This window comes from Sphingomonas phyllosphaerae, from assembly GCF_029623345.1.
Classification (GTDB): Bacteria; Pseudomonadota; Alphaproteobacteria; order Sphingomonadales; family Sphingomonadaceae; genus Sphingomonas; species Sphingomonas phyllosphaerae_C.
The window spans coordinates 36,415-54,176 of record NZ_JAPYKH010000019.1; the positions used below are offsets into that span (position 1 = coordinate 36,415).

A 17,762-nucleotide genomic window follows, 5' to 3' on the forward strand; every position below is an offset into this window, starting at 1 on the left:
GCCGCGCCGCGCTCAGAGCAGCAGGCGCAGCGCCAGCGAGGTGGTGCGGCCGTTGATTGAGCGGGCGCGGACGATGCCGTTCGCCGGAATCGTCGCGTTCTCGGACTCGGTGAAGCCGAGCACGTCGAAGGCGTTGTTGCTGTTGAGCGAGAGCTGCACCCGCTCGGTCAGGTGAAAGGTCGCGAAGGCGTTGACGGTGGTGAAGCCCGGCAGCTTCAGCTTGTTCACGTCCTGCGCGAAGCTGCTCGTGGTGCCGACGACATTGGCGCCGAGCTCGATCGGCCCCAGCGTCAGCTCGGGCGTGGTCTGGAAAATGAAGCGTGCCTGGCGCCGCGGCACATGGCCGACGGTGCTGGGATCGATCTGGTCGATCGCGATCCTGCTATCGGTGAAGGTCGCCCCGGCGGTCAGGCTGAAGACCTTGCTCGTGAGCGCACCCTCCGCCTCGACGCCGTGCGCCAGATAGACGCGGTCGATGAACGAGCCGGGCGTGGTGATCTGCGCGTTCTGCTCGCCGGTGCGCGCCCAGAAGCCGGTGAGATCGAGCCGCGCCCCGTCGCGGCGGTACTTCAGCCCGCCCTCGACCTGCTCGACCCGGTCGATCGCGGCGCGGCGGTTGGTCAGCGCGCCGGTGGCGACGTCCAGCCCCGGGCCGAACAGCAGCCGGTCCGAATTGGTGCGTGCGCCGCGACTATAGCGCGCGAACAGCGCGAAGGGCTCGGCGACACGCCAGTTGATGCCGGTCGAGTAGGACAGATAGTGCCAGCCGTAGAAGACCGGCGCCGGGCTGCCGAGCGGCAGCGCCGCGACGCGCTGCTCCGCCGCCGCGATCGTGCCGTCCCCGTTCATGTCCCGCGCGATGAGCTTGGGGCGATTGCCGCCCAGGTCGGCGCCGTAGATCAGCCCGGCGGCGTCGCCATAGTCGTAGCGCAGGCTGCCACCGATCGAGACGCGGCCGAGCTTGTAGTTGAGCGAGCCGAACGGCGCGTTGGTGTGATAGTCGACGCGATGGCGGCGGTGACAGCAGTCACCGAAGAATCTCGCGCTGTAGCCGTAGAAGCCGTCCTGCGTCATCGGCGCGCCCTGCGCGTCATACAGGTCGATCATCGCTGCGGTGCCGCGACCGCGCAGCTCGAGCAGGTCCGATGTCCACAGCCAATCGGTGTGGACGTCCTGGCGCGAGCGGTAGAAGCCCAGCGTGCTGGTCAGCTCGCCGCGCCCGATCGGATCGACGCGGCTGGCGCGCAGATCGTTGAACAGGCTGCCGAAGCTATTTATCTTGGCGTCGAAGACGATGTTCTCGACGAGCAGGCCGTTGCCGCCGCCGAGCTGGCCCGGCCGCGCGATGATCTGGCCGGGCTGCGCCCCGCTGGCGTAGCGCAGGGTCGCGCCGGCACCGCCGAGCGCGGTGGCGATGTCGCTCGCGCCGTCGATCGCCGCGGGGAAGTTGGCGATGAAGCGGCCGGTGATGCTGGTGAAGCGGAAGCGGTCGATCACTGTCCAGCCGGCCAGCGTCGCCTGCGCCTCGAGCCCGATCGCGTTGACCACCGGGTGCATGCCGTCGCGCAGGTCGTGGACGCTGCGGCGGTTGGCGCCGTCCAGCGTGACGTTGCGCAGCGCGTAGCGCGAATAGAGCGCGTCATGGCCGATGTCGAAGCCCGGCAGGCTCACGTAATGCGGGTCGGCGTCGCTGCCGGTCACGCGCACCGGGTTGGGCATGTAGCTCACGGTGCGGTCGTCGAGCGCCTTTCCGTAGAAGCGCACGTAGCCGCCGTCGAACTCCTTGGTGAGGTTGAGCTTGATCTGGCCGCCGCGGTTGCCGTCATAGCCGATGCGGCGCGGCCCCTCGCCTTCGCGGACGAAGCCGCCGACATGGAAGCGCCAGCCGTGGCCGAGCCGCCCGCCATAGTCCAGGTCGAGGCGATGCTCGCCATAGTCGAGTCCGGTGAGCAGCTGCACCGCGCCGCCCTCGGTAACGCCGGTCTTGGAGATCAGGTTGATCACGCCGCCGGGCGAGTTGGACGCGAAGGTCGAGGCCGAGCCGCCGCGCACCGAGGCGATGCTGTCGACGCCCAGATCGGCGCGCAGGAAGATGTCGGCATTGCCGAAGACCAAGTCGCCATATTCCACAAGCGGCAGGCCGTCCTCCTGCAATTGCAGGTACTTGCCGCCGCCGGTCGCCATTGGCAGGCCGCGGATCGACAGATTGGCATTGCCCTCGCCGCCCGAGCTCTCCGAGCGAATGCCGGGAATGTTGCGGAAGATCTCGGCGACCGAACGCGGTGCGATCTTGTCGATGTCGCTGGCGAGCAGCTGACTGGTCGAGACCGCGGTGTCGAGCCGGTCGCGTCCGCGCGCCACCGCGGTGACGACCACGTCGCGACGCGGCGGCGACTCGCCGGCGTGGGGCGCGGCATCGTCCCGATCGTCCGCGGCGGTCGCCTGCTGCGCGGCGGCGAGCTGCGGCACGCCGGCTCCCAACGGTACGCAGGTGAATAGAAGCAAGGTTTTAATGTACACGGCGCGCCCCTTTTTATCTGGCGCCCCTATGATAAGTGGGATTATTGATGGTGCCGCGTCAGCGAAGATTGCGCCGGATCAGATCAAAAGGTGAAGCTTCTGATTGGCAGTCGTTTAATTGTTACTTACGAGGTCAATTATCACCGATCCGGGTCATTACTTACCCCAGCAAACGAAAATACTGCGGCATTAACCTTTCGCTGCCGGTGGCGCCAAACGTTTACCCACGGCAATTGGTCCGTGTTCCGGCGAACGCCGGAGCCCAGAGCCGCAGGAGTGACGTTCGTGGTCCCGGGCTCCTGCGTCCGCGGGAGCACGCCGCATGTGTACGCCCGATCGTTCCACGCGAGACGATGCGACGAGGCGCGATCAGTCCTCGCCGGTCGCGCTCGCCGCCCGCGCGCGATCGGGCGTGGTGCCCTCGCCTGCGAAGGGGGTGAGCCGGAAGGTCACGCGCGTCGGCTCCAGCCGCGTCAGATACTGCGCCATCGGCAGCCCCGCCTGGCTCCACTCGGTGTTGCCGCCGACGCCCCATTGCGCCGAGTCGACCAGCAGCGTGACCTGGCCGTGCGGCACCACGTCGGTCGACTTCCACGTGCCCGGGGTGTGGCGGTCGAGATCGGCATAGGGGAAAGCCAGCGCGTTCATCATCAGCGGCTGGTCACCCTGAACGCGCACGCCCCGCCCGCCCCCCGAGAGCTCCATCCAGCGCACGTCGACCTTGTTGCCGGTCTCCTGCGGGCGGATGAAGTCGTGGTTCTGCTCCGCTATCTTGCCGCGCCACAGCCCGATCGGCGCGGATGTCCTGCGATCGACATAGCTCTCATGCGGCCCGCGCCCGTACCATTCCACCTCGGTGAGGTCGGTCGGCATCGCGAAGGCGAGCCCGACGCGGAACGGCGCGGGCAGGTCGGTCTTCACCGGCGTGAACTGCCCGTCGACCGCGACGCCGCCGTCCGCCGCCATGGCATAGCGCGTGGTGAAGGTCGCGGCGCCGTCGCCCAGCGCATAATCGACCGTGACCTCGGCGCCGGTATCGGTGCGCGCGCTGCGCACCGCGGTGACCCGCCGCGTGTCGCTCATCGCCTTCCACATCGCCAGCTTGCGATCGGTGCCGATGCCGAGGTCGTTGTCGGTCACCGCGCGCCAGAAATGCGGCGCGCCACCGCTCGCGAGCGTCCGCCCGCCCTGCGCATAGGCGCGCACCAGCCCGGTGGTGCGATCGATCGTGAGCGTCGCGCCGTTCGCGGAAAGCGTCATTGCGCCGCGCTCCTGCTTGAGCGCTACCGCTCCCTTCGCAGCGGCCGGCGCGGTGGCGGCGCCCGGCTGCACCTGGAACTGCTCGAACCCGAGCAAGGTACCACCCGCGACACCGGGGACCGCGCCCTCCTTGGCGTGGACGTTGACCGTCACGAAATATTCCGCACCTGGTTTGCGCTGATAGCCGGCGAGCGGCAGCGCGATCGTCTCCGCGCCGCGCGCGGGCGTGGCGAGCGGCGCCAGCCCCCCCTTGGCGACGGGCACGCCGTCCTCCTCCAGCTCCCAGTCAAAGCTGAAGCCCGACAGGTCGCGGAAGTCGTGGCGATTGCGCACGGTCACGCGGCCGGTGGCGGGATCGAAGCCGTCGAACTGCGCGGGCGCATAGACCTTGCGCAGCTCGTACAGCTGCGGGTTGGGCGTGCGGTCGGATTGGAGCAGGCCGTCGCCGAACTCGATGTCGCCGCCCGGATTGGGGCCGTACTCGCCGCCGTCGCCCCAATAGCGCCGCCCGTCCTTGGTAAAGCGGTACATCGACTGGTCGACCCAGTCCCACACGAAGCCGCCCTGTAGCTTATCGGGATGCGCGTAGATCGTGTCCCAATATTCCTTCAGATTGCCGCCGGTCTGGCCCATCATGTGCGCATACTCGCACTGGATCATCGGCTGCTTGAAGCGCCAGTTGACGGCATAGTCGCGCATCTTCTCGACCGTGTCGTACATCGGCGCATAGATGTCGGCGAAGTAATTGGGACGATGGTCGTGGACGCCTTCCCACGTGCCCCAGCCGAGATAGCTGAGCAGCCGCGACGGGTCGCGCTGCTTGGCCGCCGCCGCGCCCGCCTCGAAGTTCGGCCCGATCCCGGCCTCGTTGCCGAGCGACCAGAAGATCACCGAGGCGTGGTTCTTGTCGCGCTCGATCATGTTGGTGACGCGGCTGACGTGCGCGTCCTTCCACGCCGGGTCGAAGCCGATCTGGAGCTTGGCGCGATCGTCGGGGTGGTTGTTGCCCGCCTCCATATAGGCGTGGCTCTCGACGTTGGCCTCGTCCATGACATAGAGGCCGTAGCGGTCGGCGAGCTCGTACATATACGGGTCGTTGGGATAGTGCGACATGCGTAACGCATTGATATTGTTGCGCTTCATCAGCTGCACGTCGCGCTCCATCGACGCGCGCGTGATCGTGTGGAAGGTCTCTGGGTCGTGCTCGTGGCGATTGACGCCGCGGATCGTAATGGGCTTGCCGTTGACCGTCACGCGGCCGTCGATGATGGCCACCGTACGAAAGCCGATCTGGCGCGCGCTCGACTCGATCAGCGCGCCCTTGGCGTCGTACAGTTCGACCAGCAGCGTGTAGAGGTTGGGCGTCTCGGCGGTCCACGGCCGCACGTTCGCCACAGTGCCGCTCAGCGTCACCGCGCGCTCACCCGAACCCGCCGCCACGGCGGCGCGCGCCTGCTGCAGCACACGGTCGCCGTCCATCAGCACGTAGCGCGCGCTCGCGGCCGCCGTGCCGCTCACCGCCACCTCGACCGCGAGCTTGCCGTCACGATAGGCGTCGTCGAGCCCGGCGTGGACGAACACGTCGCGCACGCGCGTCCTGGGTGCGGCGAGCAGATAGACCGAGCGCTCGATCCCCGAGACGCGCCAGAAGTCCTGGTCCTCGAGGTAGCTGCCGTCGGACCAGCGGTGGATCTGGATCGCCACAATGTTGCGCCCGGGTTTGACGAAGCGCGTGACGTCGAACTCGCTCGGCAGCTTCGAATCCTCGGAATAGCCGACCTTCTCGCCGTTGACCCAGATCTCATAGGCCGAACCCGCCGCGCCGATGTGGAGGATCACGTCGCTGCCCTGCCAGCCGGCGGGCACGTCCACGTCGCGGCGGTACGAGCCGACCGGGTTGGTCGCGTGCGGGATCAGCGGGCGGTTGGCGGGGAACGGGTAGGTGACGTTGTTGTAGCGCGGCTGGTCGAAGCCCTGCGCCTGCCAGTCGCCGGGGACTTTAATGTCCTTCCATCCCGCGACGTCGAAGTCGGGCTTCTCGAACCCCCCGGGCACGTCGTCCGAGCTCGGCGAAAGCGCGAACTTCCACGTACCATCGAGCGCGACGTAGCGCGACGAGCGCGCCTCCGCGCCCGCCATGGCGAGCGCGCGCGTCTCGTACGGGAAGCCGGTGGCATGCGCGGGCAGCTTGTTGCGCGCGTTGACCGCGGGGTTCTCCCAGTCGGGCCGTGACGGGTCGACCTGCACCGGCTGCACCTGCGGCATGCCCTGCGCGGCGGCCCACGATCCGAGCGGCATGACCAGCGACGCGGCGGCGACGCCGGCGAGCAACAGCGAGCGCATTCCCTCTTTCCTCCCCTGCGGGCAGCCTTCCGCCACCCTGCTATTGTCTGACGATAATACCACGCCGCGGCGGCACAAGCGGTCTCACGCAAACCGCTGATGTTGAGCGCAAACCATTGCTGAAGGCGGCGGAGACTCGGGCGCTGGCCGACGCTGTCACGCCAGTTTCACGTGCGCTCCCTAGGGCCGCGCGCATGATCCGTCTCACCCGCGCCCTCGCGCTCGCCGCTCTCCTCGCCGCCCCCGCCACCGCATGCGACGCCGCACGCGACGCCGCGCCGCTTCGACTTAACGACCTCCAGGTGATCGGCACCCACAACAGCTACAAGCGCGCGATGCCCGCCGCGACCATGGCGCGGCTCCGCGCCGCCGACCCGAAGCTGGCCGACGCGCTCGATTATGCGCACCGTGACCTGAGCGAGCAGCTCGACAAGGGCGCGCGCCAGCTCGAGATCGACGTCAACTACGATCCGCAGGGCGGGCATTACGCGCGCGGGTCGGACGATCCCGCGCTACGCCGCGCGGGCTACAAGGTGCTCCACATCCCCGGCATCGACAACTCATCAAGCTGCGTGCTGCTGACCGAGTGCCTGGCGATCATCCGCCGCTGGTCCGATGCGCACCCGCGGCACGTGCCGATCATGCTGATGTTCAACGTCAAGGACGAGCAGAATGCGGCGCGCGGCGGGATCGACTCGATCGTGCCCGATGCCGCCGGCTATGACGCGCTCGACGCCGAGATCCGGGCGGTGCTGCCGCCGGCCAAGCTGATCACGCCAGACGACGTCCAGGGCCGTTACCCGACGTTGCGCGACGCGGTGCTGGCGAACAATTGGCCGACGCTCGAGCAGGCGCGCGGCAAGATCCTGTTCGCGATGGACGAACCGCCCGCGAAGGTAGCGCTGTACCGCGGCACGCGGCGTTCGCTCGAGGGCCGCGTGTTCTTCATCAACACCGATGAGGACTCGCCCGCGGCGGCCTATCTCACGCTCAACGAGACGGTGGCGGACGCCGCGCGGATCCGCCGCGACGTCGCCGCGGGCTATCTCGTGCGTACCCGCGCCGACGCGGAGACGCGCGAGGCACGCACCAACGACACGCGCCGCCGCGACACCGCGCTGGCGAGCGGGGCGCAATATGTGTCGACCGACTATCTCTGGCCCGACCCGCGCTTCCCCGGCGGTTATCACGTGGCGCTGCCCGGCGGCGGAGTCGCGCGCTGCAACCCGGTGCGCCGGCCGAAGGGGTGCGCGGTCGGGGAGCGCTGAGCATTGAGCGTGGCACCAGCGGCGGCAACTCTCCGGCGCCAGTTGTTCGCCGACGTCTCGCCCATCCACCCATGCGACTAACGCACCCTTTACCGATCCTCGACTATGCCGCCCGGCGATGACCGAGCACTTCCTCATCCAGGTCGACGTGTCGCGCGCACTGGTGCGTATCACCATGTCGGGCTTCTTCGACGCCGCCGCTATCGCGCGCTTCGTCGCCGCGCGCGACGCGGCGCACGCCCTGCTCACCTGCGGCGCCAACGCGCATGTCACGCTCGTCGACATCCGCGAGATGGACATTCAGGCGCAGGGCAGCGTCGCCGAGTTCCGCGCCGTGCTCGCAGACCCGCGCCACGCCTCGCGGCGCCTCGCCTTCGTCGTGGCGCGCTCACTCGCGCGCTCGCAGATTCGCCGCGCCGCGGCCGAACGCGCCGCCGGCTATTTCGAGACGGTCGAGCAGGCCGAGGCCTGGCTCCTCGGCGCGGACTCGGCGGCGGCGTAGCGGCGAACGCCTGCCCGTCTCACGGGCTGCACCGCGGCGTGGTGCCAGCGCCAGGCCGACCCCATTGATGTCCTCGCCTCCGAACGCGGCCGTGCCGTGCAGATGGTCGGGCAGAGCCCCGACCGGCGGCATTGGCCCCCCTGCAAGTGGCAGGTGTCGAAACGGTGCCTGCCTTTGCCTAGAGCACATGACCATCGCGCCACCCCGACGGACGCCGGGGTCGAGGTGGGAGAAGCCGGTGGCTCTCACGGCAGTTCTGCCAACCGAACCCCGGCGTTCGCCGGGGTGGCGGAGGGTCAGACATCAGCTCCGACTCCATCCAAGCGCCGCGCGTACGCGCCCAACCCGCTTCCCGCGCTGCTTGCGGCCGTGCCACCCGCCTTTTCTGTGGCCGTCCACCGCTTTGCGCTGTCCTACATGGAACAGGTGTGGAACATGGATCGCGGCGTGACCCGATTCGGCGATCTCGCCCGTTGAGATGGAGGTAAGTCGCCCGCCATGCGCCAACCCGTCCCACCGCCGGCCGCGTTGGCCGCCGCGCTGCTGCTCACCGGCTGCGCGACGAACGCGGTGCGGATCCAGGCCGCCTCCGACGTCAGCGCGCGCGGGCGCGAGGCGGTCTCCGCCACCGCCGCCTATCTCGACTCGGTCGAACAGCGCCGCCGCGACGCTGCCGCGGCGCTGGTCGCCAGCGATGCCAGCTGCCTTCCCGCCACGCCGCTCCAGATCCAGGTACCGATGAGCGCCGCCGCGCCGCCGGCATCGCTCTGCCCCGAGGGCGTCACGCCCGCGCCCGGCTATGCCGTCCTCAGCATCGAAGTCGGTACCAGCCCGCGCGCGCTCCTCGAGCCGCGCGTCGCGCTGCTCGCCGCGGTCGGGGACTATGTCGAGGCGCTGGCAACGATCGTCGCCGCCCCTCAGGCCGATACCTCCTCCGAGCTGACCGCCTTTGCCGAGCGGGTCGGCCGCGTCGTCGCCGCGGCGGGGGTGACCGACGCCGATCCGGCGACACCGCGCGGGCAGAGCCTCGTCGCCCTCGCCGCCTTCGCCGCCGAGCTCGCGCGCGAGGCGCGCACCGCCGGCAAGGTGCGCGCGCTGGTGGAAGAGCGCGGCGACACGGTCGACGAGGCGCTGGCCGAGTTGCGCGGCGAGGTCGAGGGCTGGGGCCGCACCGCCGCGCGCACTGCCGATGACCTGTACGGCAATGCCTTGTTCCGCACCTATCTGCGCCACCGGACCGACCTCACCGCGGAGCAGCGCGAGCAGCTCGCCGCGCGCGTGTTCGCCGCGCGCGAGGCGGCGCGCACCGGTCCGGCGCGCGCTGCGGCGGTGGCGGACGCGCTCGCGCTGGCGTCCACCGCACAGGCCGACCTGCGCGCCGCGCTGTCCGGGCAGCTCACCCCGACGCAGCGCCGCGCCGCCGCCAAGCTCAACCTCGATCGGATCGCGCGCGCGCTCGACCTGGTCGCCACGATCGCGCGCCCGCTGTGAGGAGGATGGCATGACCCGCTACGCCGAGGCGCTCGCCGCCGCCGACGCGCTTGCCGAGCAGGTGCAATCCTATGTCGCCGACGGGCGCTTCCTGCCGCGCTATTTCGACCGGCTGTTCGGGCTGCGCACTGCGCTGGGCGACGCACTCGATCATTTCGCCGCGACGCTGATCACCGTCCCGGGTGACGCCGCGGTGTTCGCCGCGGTGCTCGACCGCTCGGCCGAGGCGCGTCGCGCGGGCGAGGGACTGACGCCGAGCGACGCCGCGGTGGAGCGCTACGCCGCCGCGGTGGAGCGCGCCACCGCCGTGCTGCGCGCCGAGCCGCCCAACGGCGTCGCTTCGAGCCCGTCCGCACCCTTGTTGCGCGGCGCGCTGCGGCTGGACCGTGCGCGCGACGAGCCAGCGCGGCCGGCCCTCGCGCCAGCGACCGCGGCGCCCCCGATCGAGCCTTATTACACCAGTTTAGCCAAGCTCTTCCCGGTGGAAGCGGTGGCGCTTTACCCGCTCGCCACCAGCATCGCGGGCGAGGACCGCTCGGTGCGGCTCATCCTGATCGCGGTGATCGGCGCCTTCGTCGTCGCGCTGCGCTGGTTCGGCACGCAGGACAGCGGCGGCCAGCCGGACGCCTCCGCGATCGCGGTCGCGCTGGCCTCCTTCCTGCTCTACGCCGCCGCGCTCGGCGGGTTCGGCTACCTGCCCGGCGGCGCCGAGCAGACGCGCCAGTTGCTCGCGTTCGTCACCATCATCTGGGTCGCGCTCGCGCCGCTATGGCTGCGCCGCGCCCGCCGCTGATCTGCCAAGGAGAGACGCCGATGTGCACGCTCACCCATCGCCACGCGATCCACTGCATCCTGCCGCCCTATATCCTTTCGCGCATCGCCGAGCACGGGCCGCCCGAGCTGCGCGGCTCGGCGATCCGTGCGCTGCTGGTTGATCCCTCGATCCGGTTCGTGCGCGCCGCCACCGCCGGGCCGGTGCTGGGCAGCGTCGCGCGACTGCGCAGCGCGGCGGGCAACATCCTTGCCCCCAGCCCGTTGCGCACGATCCGCGACGCCCAGCACAAGCCCGAGGCGCCGGGCGCCGTCGTCGTGCGCCGCGAGGGCGACGCGCCGACCGGGGACGCGGCGGCGGACGAGGCCTATGACGGGCTCGGCGCCACCTTCGCGCTCTATTGGGAAGCCTATCAGCGCAACTCGATCGACGACGCCGGCCTGCCGCTCGACGCCACGGTGCATTACGACCAGGATTATGACAACGCCTTCTGGGACGGCACGCAGATGGTGTTCGGCGACGGTGACGGCGCGCTGTTCAACCGCTTCACGCTCGCGCTCGACGTGATCGGCCACGAGCTGACCCACGGCGTCACCGAGAAGGAGGCGGGCTTGGCCTATTTCAACCAGTCGGGCGCGCTCAACGAGAGCATCTCGGACGTGTTCGGATCGCTCGTCAAGCAGAAGGCGCTCGGCCAGGACGCCGCCGCGGCCGACTGGTTGATCGGCGAGGGGCTGTTCACGCCCAAGGTGAAGGGCAGCGCGCTGCGCTCGATGAAGGCGCCGGGCACCGCCTATGACGATCCCGTGCTCGGCAAGGATCCTCAGCCCGCGCACATGGACGATTTCGTCCGCACCAATCAGGACAATGGCGGCGTCCACATCAACTCGGGCATTCCCAACCGCGCGTTCTACCTCGCCGCCACGGCGATCGGCGGCAACGCCTGGGACCGCGCCGGCACGATCTGGTATAATGCGCTGCTCGACCCCAATGTCAGGGCCAACACCGATTTCGCCGCGTTCGCGCGGGTGACGGTGGACGTGGCCGGAAGATTGTACGGCACGGGCAGTGTCGAGGCGGCGGCGGTCGGCACGGCGTGGAGCGATGTCGGAGTGAGTTGATGGCGGACGAGGCGGGGGGCGGCGGCGAGGCGCGGATGCGGGTGGAGGGCGGCTTTGCCCATCTGCCCGGTCGCGCCACCGACTCATGCGTGCCGCTCGAGCGGCTGGGCGGTGACGAGCGCGCCGAGCTGGCGCGGCTCGCCGACGAGGCGAGCTTCTTCGACTGCGCGCCCCAGCCCACCGCACCACGCCCGGACGCGCGCACTTATACGATCGGGCTGACGATCGACGGCCGCAGCCGCGACTTGCAGCTCGCCGAACCGATCCACGATCCGAAGCTCGCCGCGCTGGTCGCGACGGTGCGCCGCATCACGCGCGAGCGCGGCGGCGCCTGATCGCGCCGTTCAGGCGGCGGCGGAAACCCGCTCGTCGCGCGCCTTCTCGGAGCGGCGGCTGCGCGACGCCATCGCGACCCAGGCTGCCTCGGCCCGCAGGCAACGGTCGCGCACGTTGTCGAGCGTGGCCGCATCCGCTTCCTCGCGGCAGCGGACGGCGTTGGCGGTGAAGGTCTCGCTGTCGCGCATGATAGGCTCCTCCTCGCCGGCGCGGGAGAAGCCCGTGCCGGGGCGGACGCGTCTGCCGCGACGATCGGCAGCGGGGTACGCTGACCTCTCGTTACGACTGTCGTATTCCTCCGCTCGACGTCTTAACGCGCCACAGTGCGATCTGGGCGCATCGGGACGGAGATAAGCGGCCCGTGCCTTTAATCGACCGCGACACCCTCCCGGCGCCCGTTATCTGCCGCGCTGGCGCACCGCCTGCTCCACCGCGGCCAGCAACGTGGCGCCGCGATAGGGCTTGCGCAGCAGTTCGACGCCATCGGGCAGCACGCCATCGTCCTCGACGTGGCCCGTCACCATCAGCACCGCGACCCGCGGCCAATCGGCGCGTAGCTGCTCGATCAGCTCGGCGCCCGAGCGACCGGGCATGATGAAGTCGGTCACGACGACGTCGACCGCGCCCCGCGACGACAGCAGCCCGAGCGCCTCGTCTACGTCGGCGGCCTCGATCACCGTGTGACCGGCCTGGGCGAGCACCTCGGCCGTGGCGCGCCGCACGCGGAGGTCGTCGTCGACCAGCAGGATCGTCAGCGCGCTCGTGCCCGCCGCTACGGCGGCGAGCGGCGCCGCGACCGCCGCTCGCGCGCTGCACGGCAGCACGATCCGCGCGCTCGTCCCCCGGCCTGGCTCGCTCTCGAGCAGGAAGGCGCCGCCCGACTGCGAGGCGAAGCCGTCGACCATCGACAGCCCCAATCCGGTCCCCTTGCCGATCGGCTTGGTGGTGAAGAAGGGATCGATCGCGCGCGCGATCGTCGCCGCGTCCATGCCGCTGCCGGTGTCAGAGACGGTAATCGCGACATAGTCGCCCGCGGCAAGGCCCGCGACATGACGCGGCTCGGCGGGCGCGACCGAGAGCCGCAGCGCGCCGCCGTCGGGCATGGCGTCGCGTGCATTGATGACGAGGTTGAGGATGGCGAGCTCGAGCTGCCCGCGATCGGCCTCGGCCGCGCGGAGTTCGGGCGCGACCGTGACCGTCATCGTGATGGCCGACGTCAGCGACTTTTCGATGAGGTCCATCAGCCCGTCGATCAGCGCGGCGAGCTCGACCGGCTCGGGCGACAGCTGCTGCTGCCGCGAGAAAGCGAGGAGCCGGCTGACCAGCAGCCGTGCGCGCTCGGCGCCGGCCATAGCGACGTCGACGTGGCGCGTCGAGGTCGCGTCGGCAGCGTGGCGCCGCAGCTGCTCCAGGCTGATCATGATCGGCGTCAGCAGGTTGTTGAAGTCGTGCGCGACGCCGCCGGTCAGCCGGCCGAGCGTCTCCATCCGCTGGCGTTGCAGCTCGGAAGCGCTGCGCTGACGCTGCTGCCGCAGCTCGACCGCGAGCAGCCGCGCGAGCAGGCCAAGCAGCAGGACGCAGAGCGCCGCCGCGGCGAGCAGCAGCAGCACGGCGCGCCGAACCGGGACAAGAAAGGCCTGTGCCGGCGCGGTGATGCGGATCGACCAGCGCGCCCCGCTCACCGGCATCCACAGTTCGACCGGTCGCGGGTCGGTGTGGATCAGCGGAGCCGCGGCGCGCGGCACTATCAACGCGGAGCCGGCGTCGGTGATGATCGAGGCGGTCCAGCCCGGCGCCAGCGGCTCGACACGGAGCAGCCGCTCGAGCCGCGCCGCCGGCACCAGCGCGGCCACGACATAACGCACCTGCCCCACCCGGCCCAACGGCACGGCGACGGGGAAGACTCGCGCACCGTCGCTCACCGCCGAGAAGGTCCCGATCTGCGGTTCGCCGCGCTCGCGCAGCCGTCGTAGCGCCGCCGCATCGAGACCGGCGAGCGGCATCGCCGCCGCACCGGCCGGCGCCGTACTGAACACCACGCGCCCCTGAGTGTCCGTAAGCGTGATCGCGTGCCAGTCGCGCTGATTCGCGAGGATGCGGCGCGCCAGCGTCGCAAAGCGCGTCATGTCCGGCGCGGCGCCGTCGAGCGCGGGCGACTGCGCCACCATCGCGACCGCGGCGACGTTGCTGCGCAGCGTCTGCGACACCAAAGCGGCGGCGAGATTGGCGTCGGTGCGACCGCGCGCGGCGACCGCCTCGCGCTCGCTGCGCAGCGTCAGCGCGCCGAACGTGCCGCCCAGCGCCACGATCGGGATCACGCCCGCGAGCACGAGCAGGGCGAGCGAGCGCCTCATGCGTCGATCTCCCTCACCCGCGCTCGGCTCCCTGGTCTCACGCGGCATCGCCGTGTCGCGGCCGCTCGCTCGCAGGCTACTGACTCATTTCAAGAAGAACCAGCGATGATGGCGCGCGACGGAGCCGCGCGCGCGGCGTTGCCTCCGCCGGCGGCGCAGCTATCCTGCTGCCGTGATCGACCGCCTTTCGCTCCTCCGCCGCCGCCCTCGCCGTCGCGTCGCCGCGGTCGCCGCACTGGTCGCGCTCGCCGCGCCAGCCGACGCCGCCGAGCGCGAGGCCCTGCGCTGGCGCCGCCACGCCGCCGCGTCGACGATCACGCGCGACGACTGGGGCATCCCGCACGTCCACGGCCGCAGCGACGCCGACGCGGTATTCGCGCTGAGCTACGCACAGGCCGAGGACGATCTCGCCCGCGTCGAGGCCAATTACCTCACCGCGCTCGGCCGCACCGCCGAGGCGGAGGGCGAGGCCGCGCTCTGGGCCGACCTGCGCCAGCGCCTCTTCGTCGACGACGCCGAACTGCGCGCGGGCTATGCCGCCTGCCCGCCGTGGCTGCGCGCGCTGGCCCAGGCCTGGGCGGACGGGCTCAACTTCTATCTCGCCACCCATCCCGCGGTGCGGCCGCGCGTGCTCACCCGCTACGAGCCGTGGATGGCGCTGAGCTTCACCGAGGGCAGCATCGGCGGCGACGTCGAGCGCATCCCGCTGAGCGCGCTCCGCAGCTTCTACGATCGTCCGACCCCGCCCACGCCGGAAGAGCGCGGGGTGGTGCCACGCGAGCCGTCGGGCTCGAACGGCATCGCGATCGCGCCGCGGCTGACCCGCGACGGCCACGCGCTGCTGCTGATCAACCCGCACACCAGCTTCTACTTCCGCTCCGAGGCGCAGCTGAGCAGCGACACCGGGCTGAACGTCTATGGCGCGAGCACCTGGGGCCAGTTCTTCGTCTACCAGGGCTTCAACGCGCACGCCGGCTGGATGCACACCTCGTCGACCGTCGACAATGTCGACGAGTTCGCCGAGCGGGTCGAGCGCCGCGGCGCCGGCTGGACCTATCGCTACGGCAAGGCGCGGCGGCCGGTCGCGGCGCGCGCGGTGTCGCTGCGCTACCGCCGCACGGACGGCACGATGGCGGAGCGGCGCTTCACCACGTGGCGGACGCATCACGGCCCGATCACCGCCGAGCGCGACGGGCGCTGGATCGCGACCGCGCTGATGTGGCGGCCCCGTCCCGCGCTCGAGCAGAGCTGGCTGCGCACCCGCGCCACCGACCTCGCCGCCTACCTCCGGATCGCCGGGCGAAAGGCCAATTCCTCCAACGACACGATCTTCGCCGACGACAGAGGGGAGATAGCCTTCCTCATGCCGCAGTTCATGCCGCGCCGCGCCGACCGCTTCGACTACACCCGTCCGGTCGACGGCAGCGACCCGCGCACCGACTGGCATGGGCTGCACGCGCTCGCCACGCTGCCGAGCGTGCTCAGCCCGCGCACCGGCTGGGTCCACAACACCAACGACTGGCCGTGGACCGCGGCGGGCGCCGACAGCCCGCGCGCCGCCGACTACCCGCGCTACATGGACCAGACCGGCGGCAACGCGCGCGGCGCGCACGCCGACCTGCTGCTCGAGGGCAAGAGCGGCTGGACCGTCGAGGCACTGCGCGCCGCGGCGTATGACTCCTACCTGCCCGCCTTCGCCCGGCTGCTACCGCCGCTCGTGGCCGCATGGCGCGCGCTACCGGCGACCGATCCGCGGCGCGCGGCGCTCGCCGCCCCCATCGCCGAACTGGAGCGCTGGGATCACCGCTGGGCGGCGGAGTCGGTCGCAACCAGCCTCGCGGTGTTCTGGGGCGACCAGCTGTGGCGCGAGGTCGGCGACGTCGCGCAGGTCGAGCGAGTCAACGTCCCCGACTATATCGCGACGCGGGTCACCGCGGCGGCCAAGCTCGCCGCGCTGGAGGCGGCGGTGGCGCGGCTCACGCGCGACTTCGGCACGTGGCGGACGCCCTGGGCGCAGATTAACCGCTTCCAGCGGCTCGACGACTCGATCGCGCCGCACTTCGACGACGCGCGCGCTTCCGTACCGGTGCCCTTCACCTCGGCGCAATGGGGCAGCCTCGCCTCCTTCGGCGCCAAGCGCTGGCCGGGAACACGGCGCTCTTACGGTACGAGCGGCAACAGCTTCGTCGCGGTGATCGAGTTCGGGCCGCGGGTGCGCGCGGCGGCGGTGATGGCCGGCGGGCAGAGCGGCGACCCGGCGTCGCGCCACTTCGTCGACCAGGTGGAACGCTACGCCAGCGGAGCGCTGCGGCCGATCTACTTCTACCCCGACGAGCTCGCCGGTCATGTCGAGCGCCGTTACCGGCCGGGGGAGTGAGCGGCTGGGACTGCGTTCTCCCTCTCCCTTCCGTCATCCTGAACTCGTCTCAGGATGACGGAAGCGATGGTGTCAGTTCGCCGGCGCCGATTCATGATGGACGGACAAGCCCTGCTTACGCCTTCACCTCCAACCGCGGCACCAGCAGGTGGACCAGCAGCAGCGCCAGCAGATAGGCGCTGCCCGCCCAGACGAACACCGGCAGGTAGCTCCCGACCCGCTCGAGCACCTCGCCGACGTAGCGCGCCATGATCATGCCGCCGACCGCGCCGGCCGCGCCGCCGATCCCCATCACCGAAGCGACCGAGCGCGACGGGAAGGTGTCCGACACCATCGTGTAGAGGTTGCTCGACCAGCCCTGGTGCGCCGCCGCCGCCACGCCGATGATCGCCACCGCCGCCCACAGGCTGGAGACCGTGGTGGCGAAGAAGATCGGCAGCACCAGGATCGCGCTCGCCAGCAGCGCCAGCTTGCGTCCGGCGTTGACGCTGTAGCCGCGCTTGATCAGCCAGGACGACAGCCACCCGCCGCCGATGCTGCCGACGTCGGCGAGCAGGTAGACCGCGATCAGCGGCGGGCCGAAGGTCTTGAGGTCGAGCCCGTGGCGCTTGGCGAAGAAGTCGGGCAGCCAGAACAGGAACAGGTACCAGACCGGGTCGGTCATGAACTTGGCGACGATGAACGCCCAGGTGCCGCGGTGCCGGAACAGCGACGCCCAAGACGGGCGCGGCGCCGCGGCGTTGAGCTCGTCGGCATGCTGGTCCGAGGTGATATAGGCCAGCTCCTCGGGCGAGACGCGCGGGTGCTGCGCTGGCGCGCGATAGAAGGCCAGCCACGCCGCCAGCCAGGCAAAACCGAGCAGTCCGGTGATGATGAAGGCGGCCTGCCAGCCGTAGCGGAGCGCGAGAATCGGCACCACGATCGGAGTCGCGATCGCGCCGACATTGGCGCCGGCGTTGAGAATGCCCGCGGCAAGCGCGCGCTCCTTTTTCGGGAACCACTCGGCAACCGACTTGATCGCGGCGGGGAAGTTGGCGGACTCGCCCAGCCCCAGCGCGAAGCGCGCCAGCGCGAAGCCGCTCGGGCTGCGCACCAGCGCGTGAAACAGCGCGGCGAGGCTCCATAGCGTGATCGCGACGGCATAGCCGACCTTCGACCCGATCCGGTCGATCACCGCGCCACAGGCGAGCAGGCCGATCGCATAGGCCGCCTGGAACCAGAAGACGATCATGCCGTAATCGACCTCGCTCCAGCCCAGCTCGGTCTGCAAGGTGGGCTTGAGGATGCCGATGATCTGGCGGTCGATGTAATTGATCGTGGTGGCGAAGAAGAGCAGAGCGCAGATCGTCCAGCGCACGCGCCCGCGCGGCCTGACCGCCGGCGGACTCACCTCAGCTGCTGAACTCACTCGACCCTCC

Annotated in this window: 12 protein-coding genes; 7 read left to right on the forward strand and 5 right to left on the reverse strand. The window is 70.6% G+C overall.

What is annotated here, in order from left to right; genetic code table 11:
• Positions 1-12 precede the first annotated feature (12 nt).
• Both QBJ89_RS15875 and QBJ89_RS15880 read right to left on the reverse strand, forming a co-directional pair.
• Positions 13-2,469: a TonB-dependent receptor domain-containing protein gene (locus QBJ89_RS15875; protein ID WP_277981452.1), complete on the reverse strand. Its 2,457-nt coding sequence runs from the start codon at positions 2,467-2,469 to the stop codon at positions 13-15.
• A 420-nt stretch (positions 2,470-2,889) separates the two neighbouring features.
• Entirely contained in the window at positions 2,890-6,123 is a 3,234-nt protein-coding gene (locus tag QBJ89_RS15880) for a glycoside hydrolase family 2 TIM barrel-domain containing protein (RefSeq protein ID WP_431522547.1), read from the reverse strand.
• Between the two features lie 194 nt (positions 6,124-6,317).
• Between QBJ89_RS15880 and QBJ89_RS15885 the strand changes: the two genes are divergently transcribed.
• The 6 genes from QBJ89_RS15885 to QBJ89_RS15910 all read left to right on the forward strand — a co-directional run bounded on the left by QBJ89_RS15885 (position 6,318) and on the right by QBJ89_RS15910 (position 11,612).
• Entirely contained in the window at positions 6,318-7,391 is a 1,074-nt protein-coding gene (locus QBJ89_RS15885) for a phosphatidylinositol-specific phospholipase C1-like protein (RefSeq protein ID WP_277981453.1), read from the forward strand.
• Positions 7,392-7,509: 118 nt separating this feature from the next.
• On the forward strand, positions 7,510-7,893 hold the full coding sequence (locus tag QBJ89_RS15890; protein ID WP_277981454.1) for a hypothetical protein: 384 nt from the start codon (positions 7,510-7,512) through the stop codon (positions 7,891-7,893).
• A 498-nt stretch (positions 7,894-8,391) separates the two neighbouring features.
• Positions 8,392-9,384 (forward strand): hypothetical protein, encoded by a 993-nt coding sequence (locus QBJ89_RS15895; RefSeq protein ID WP_277981455.1) that lies wholly within the window; start codon positions 8,392-8,394, stop codon positions 9,382-9,384.
• Between the two features lie 10 nt (positions 9,385-9,394).
• Entirely contained in the window at positions 9,395-10,177 is a 783-nt protein-coding gene (locus QBJ89_RS15900) for a hypothetical protein (RefSeq protein ID WP_277981456.1), read from the forward strand.
• Positions 10,178-10,197: 20 nt separating this feature from the next.
• Positions 10,198-11,277 (forward strand): M4 family metallopeptidase, encoded by a 1,080-nt coding sequence (locus tag QBJ89_RS15905; protein WP_277981457.1) that lies wholly within the window; start codon positions 10,198-10,200, stop codon positions 11,275-11,277.
• Positions 11,277-11,612, forward strand: coding sequence for a protealysin inhibitor emfourin (locus tag QBJ89_RS15910; RefSeq protein WP_277981458.1), 336 nt, complete (start codon positions 11,277-11,279; stop codon positions 11,610-11,612). The genes QBJ89_RS15905 and QBJ89_RS15910 overlap by 1 nt, the downstream gene beginning before the upstream one ends.
• Before the next feature lie 9 nt (positions 11,613-11,621).
• Here the strand turns inward: QBJ89_RS15910 and QBJ89_RS15915 are convergent, their stop codons facing one another.
• Both QBJ89_RS15915 and QBJ89_RS15920 read right to left on the reverse strand, forming a co-directional pair.
• A complete protein-coding gene (locus QBJ89_RS15915) occupies positions 11,622-11,801 on the reverse strand; it encodes a hypothetical protein (protein WP_277981459.1) in 180 nt (59 codons plus the stop codon).
• Between the two features lie 210 nt (positions 11,802-12,011).
• Positions 12,012-13,967, reverse strand: coding sequence for an ATP-binding protein (locus tag QBJ89_RS15920; RefSeq protein ID WP_277981460.1), 1,956 nt, complete (start codon positions 13,965-13,967; stop codon positions 12,012-12,014).
• Between the two features lie 175 nt (positions 13,968-14,142).
• Here QBJ89_RS15920 and QBJ89_RS15925 point away from each other — a divergent pair, with 175 nt between their 5' ends.
• Positions 14,143-16,344, forward strand: a complete 2,202-nt coding sequence (locus QBJ89_RS15925; protein WP_431522548.1) for a penicillin acylase family protein — start codon at positions 14,143-14,145, stop codon at positions 16,342-16,344.
• A gap of 115 nt (positions 16,345-16,459) precedes the next feature.
• Here QBJ89_RS15925 and QBJ89_RS15930 read toward each other — a convergent pair whose 3' ends face one another.
• Complete coding sequence (locus tag QBJ89_RS15930) at positions 16,460-17,734, reverse strand: MFS transporter (protein WP_277981461.1); 1,275 nt, start codon at positions 17,732-17,734, stop codon at positions 16,460-16,462.
• Between the last annotated feature and the right edge of the window lie 28 nt (positions 17,735-17,762).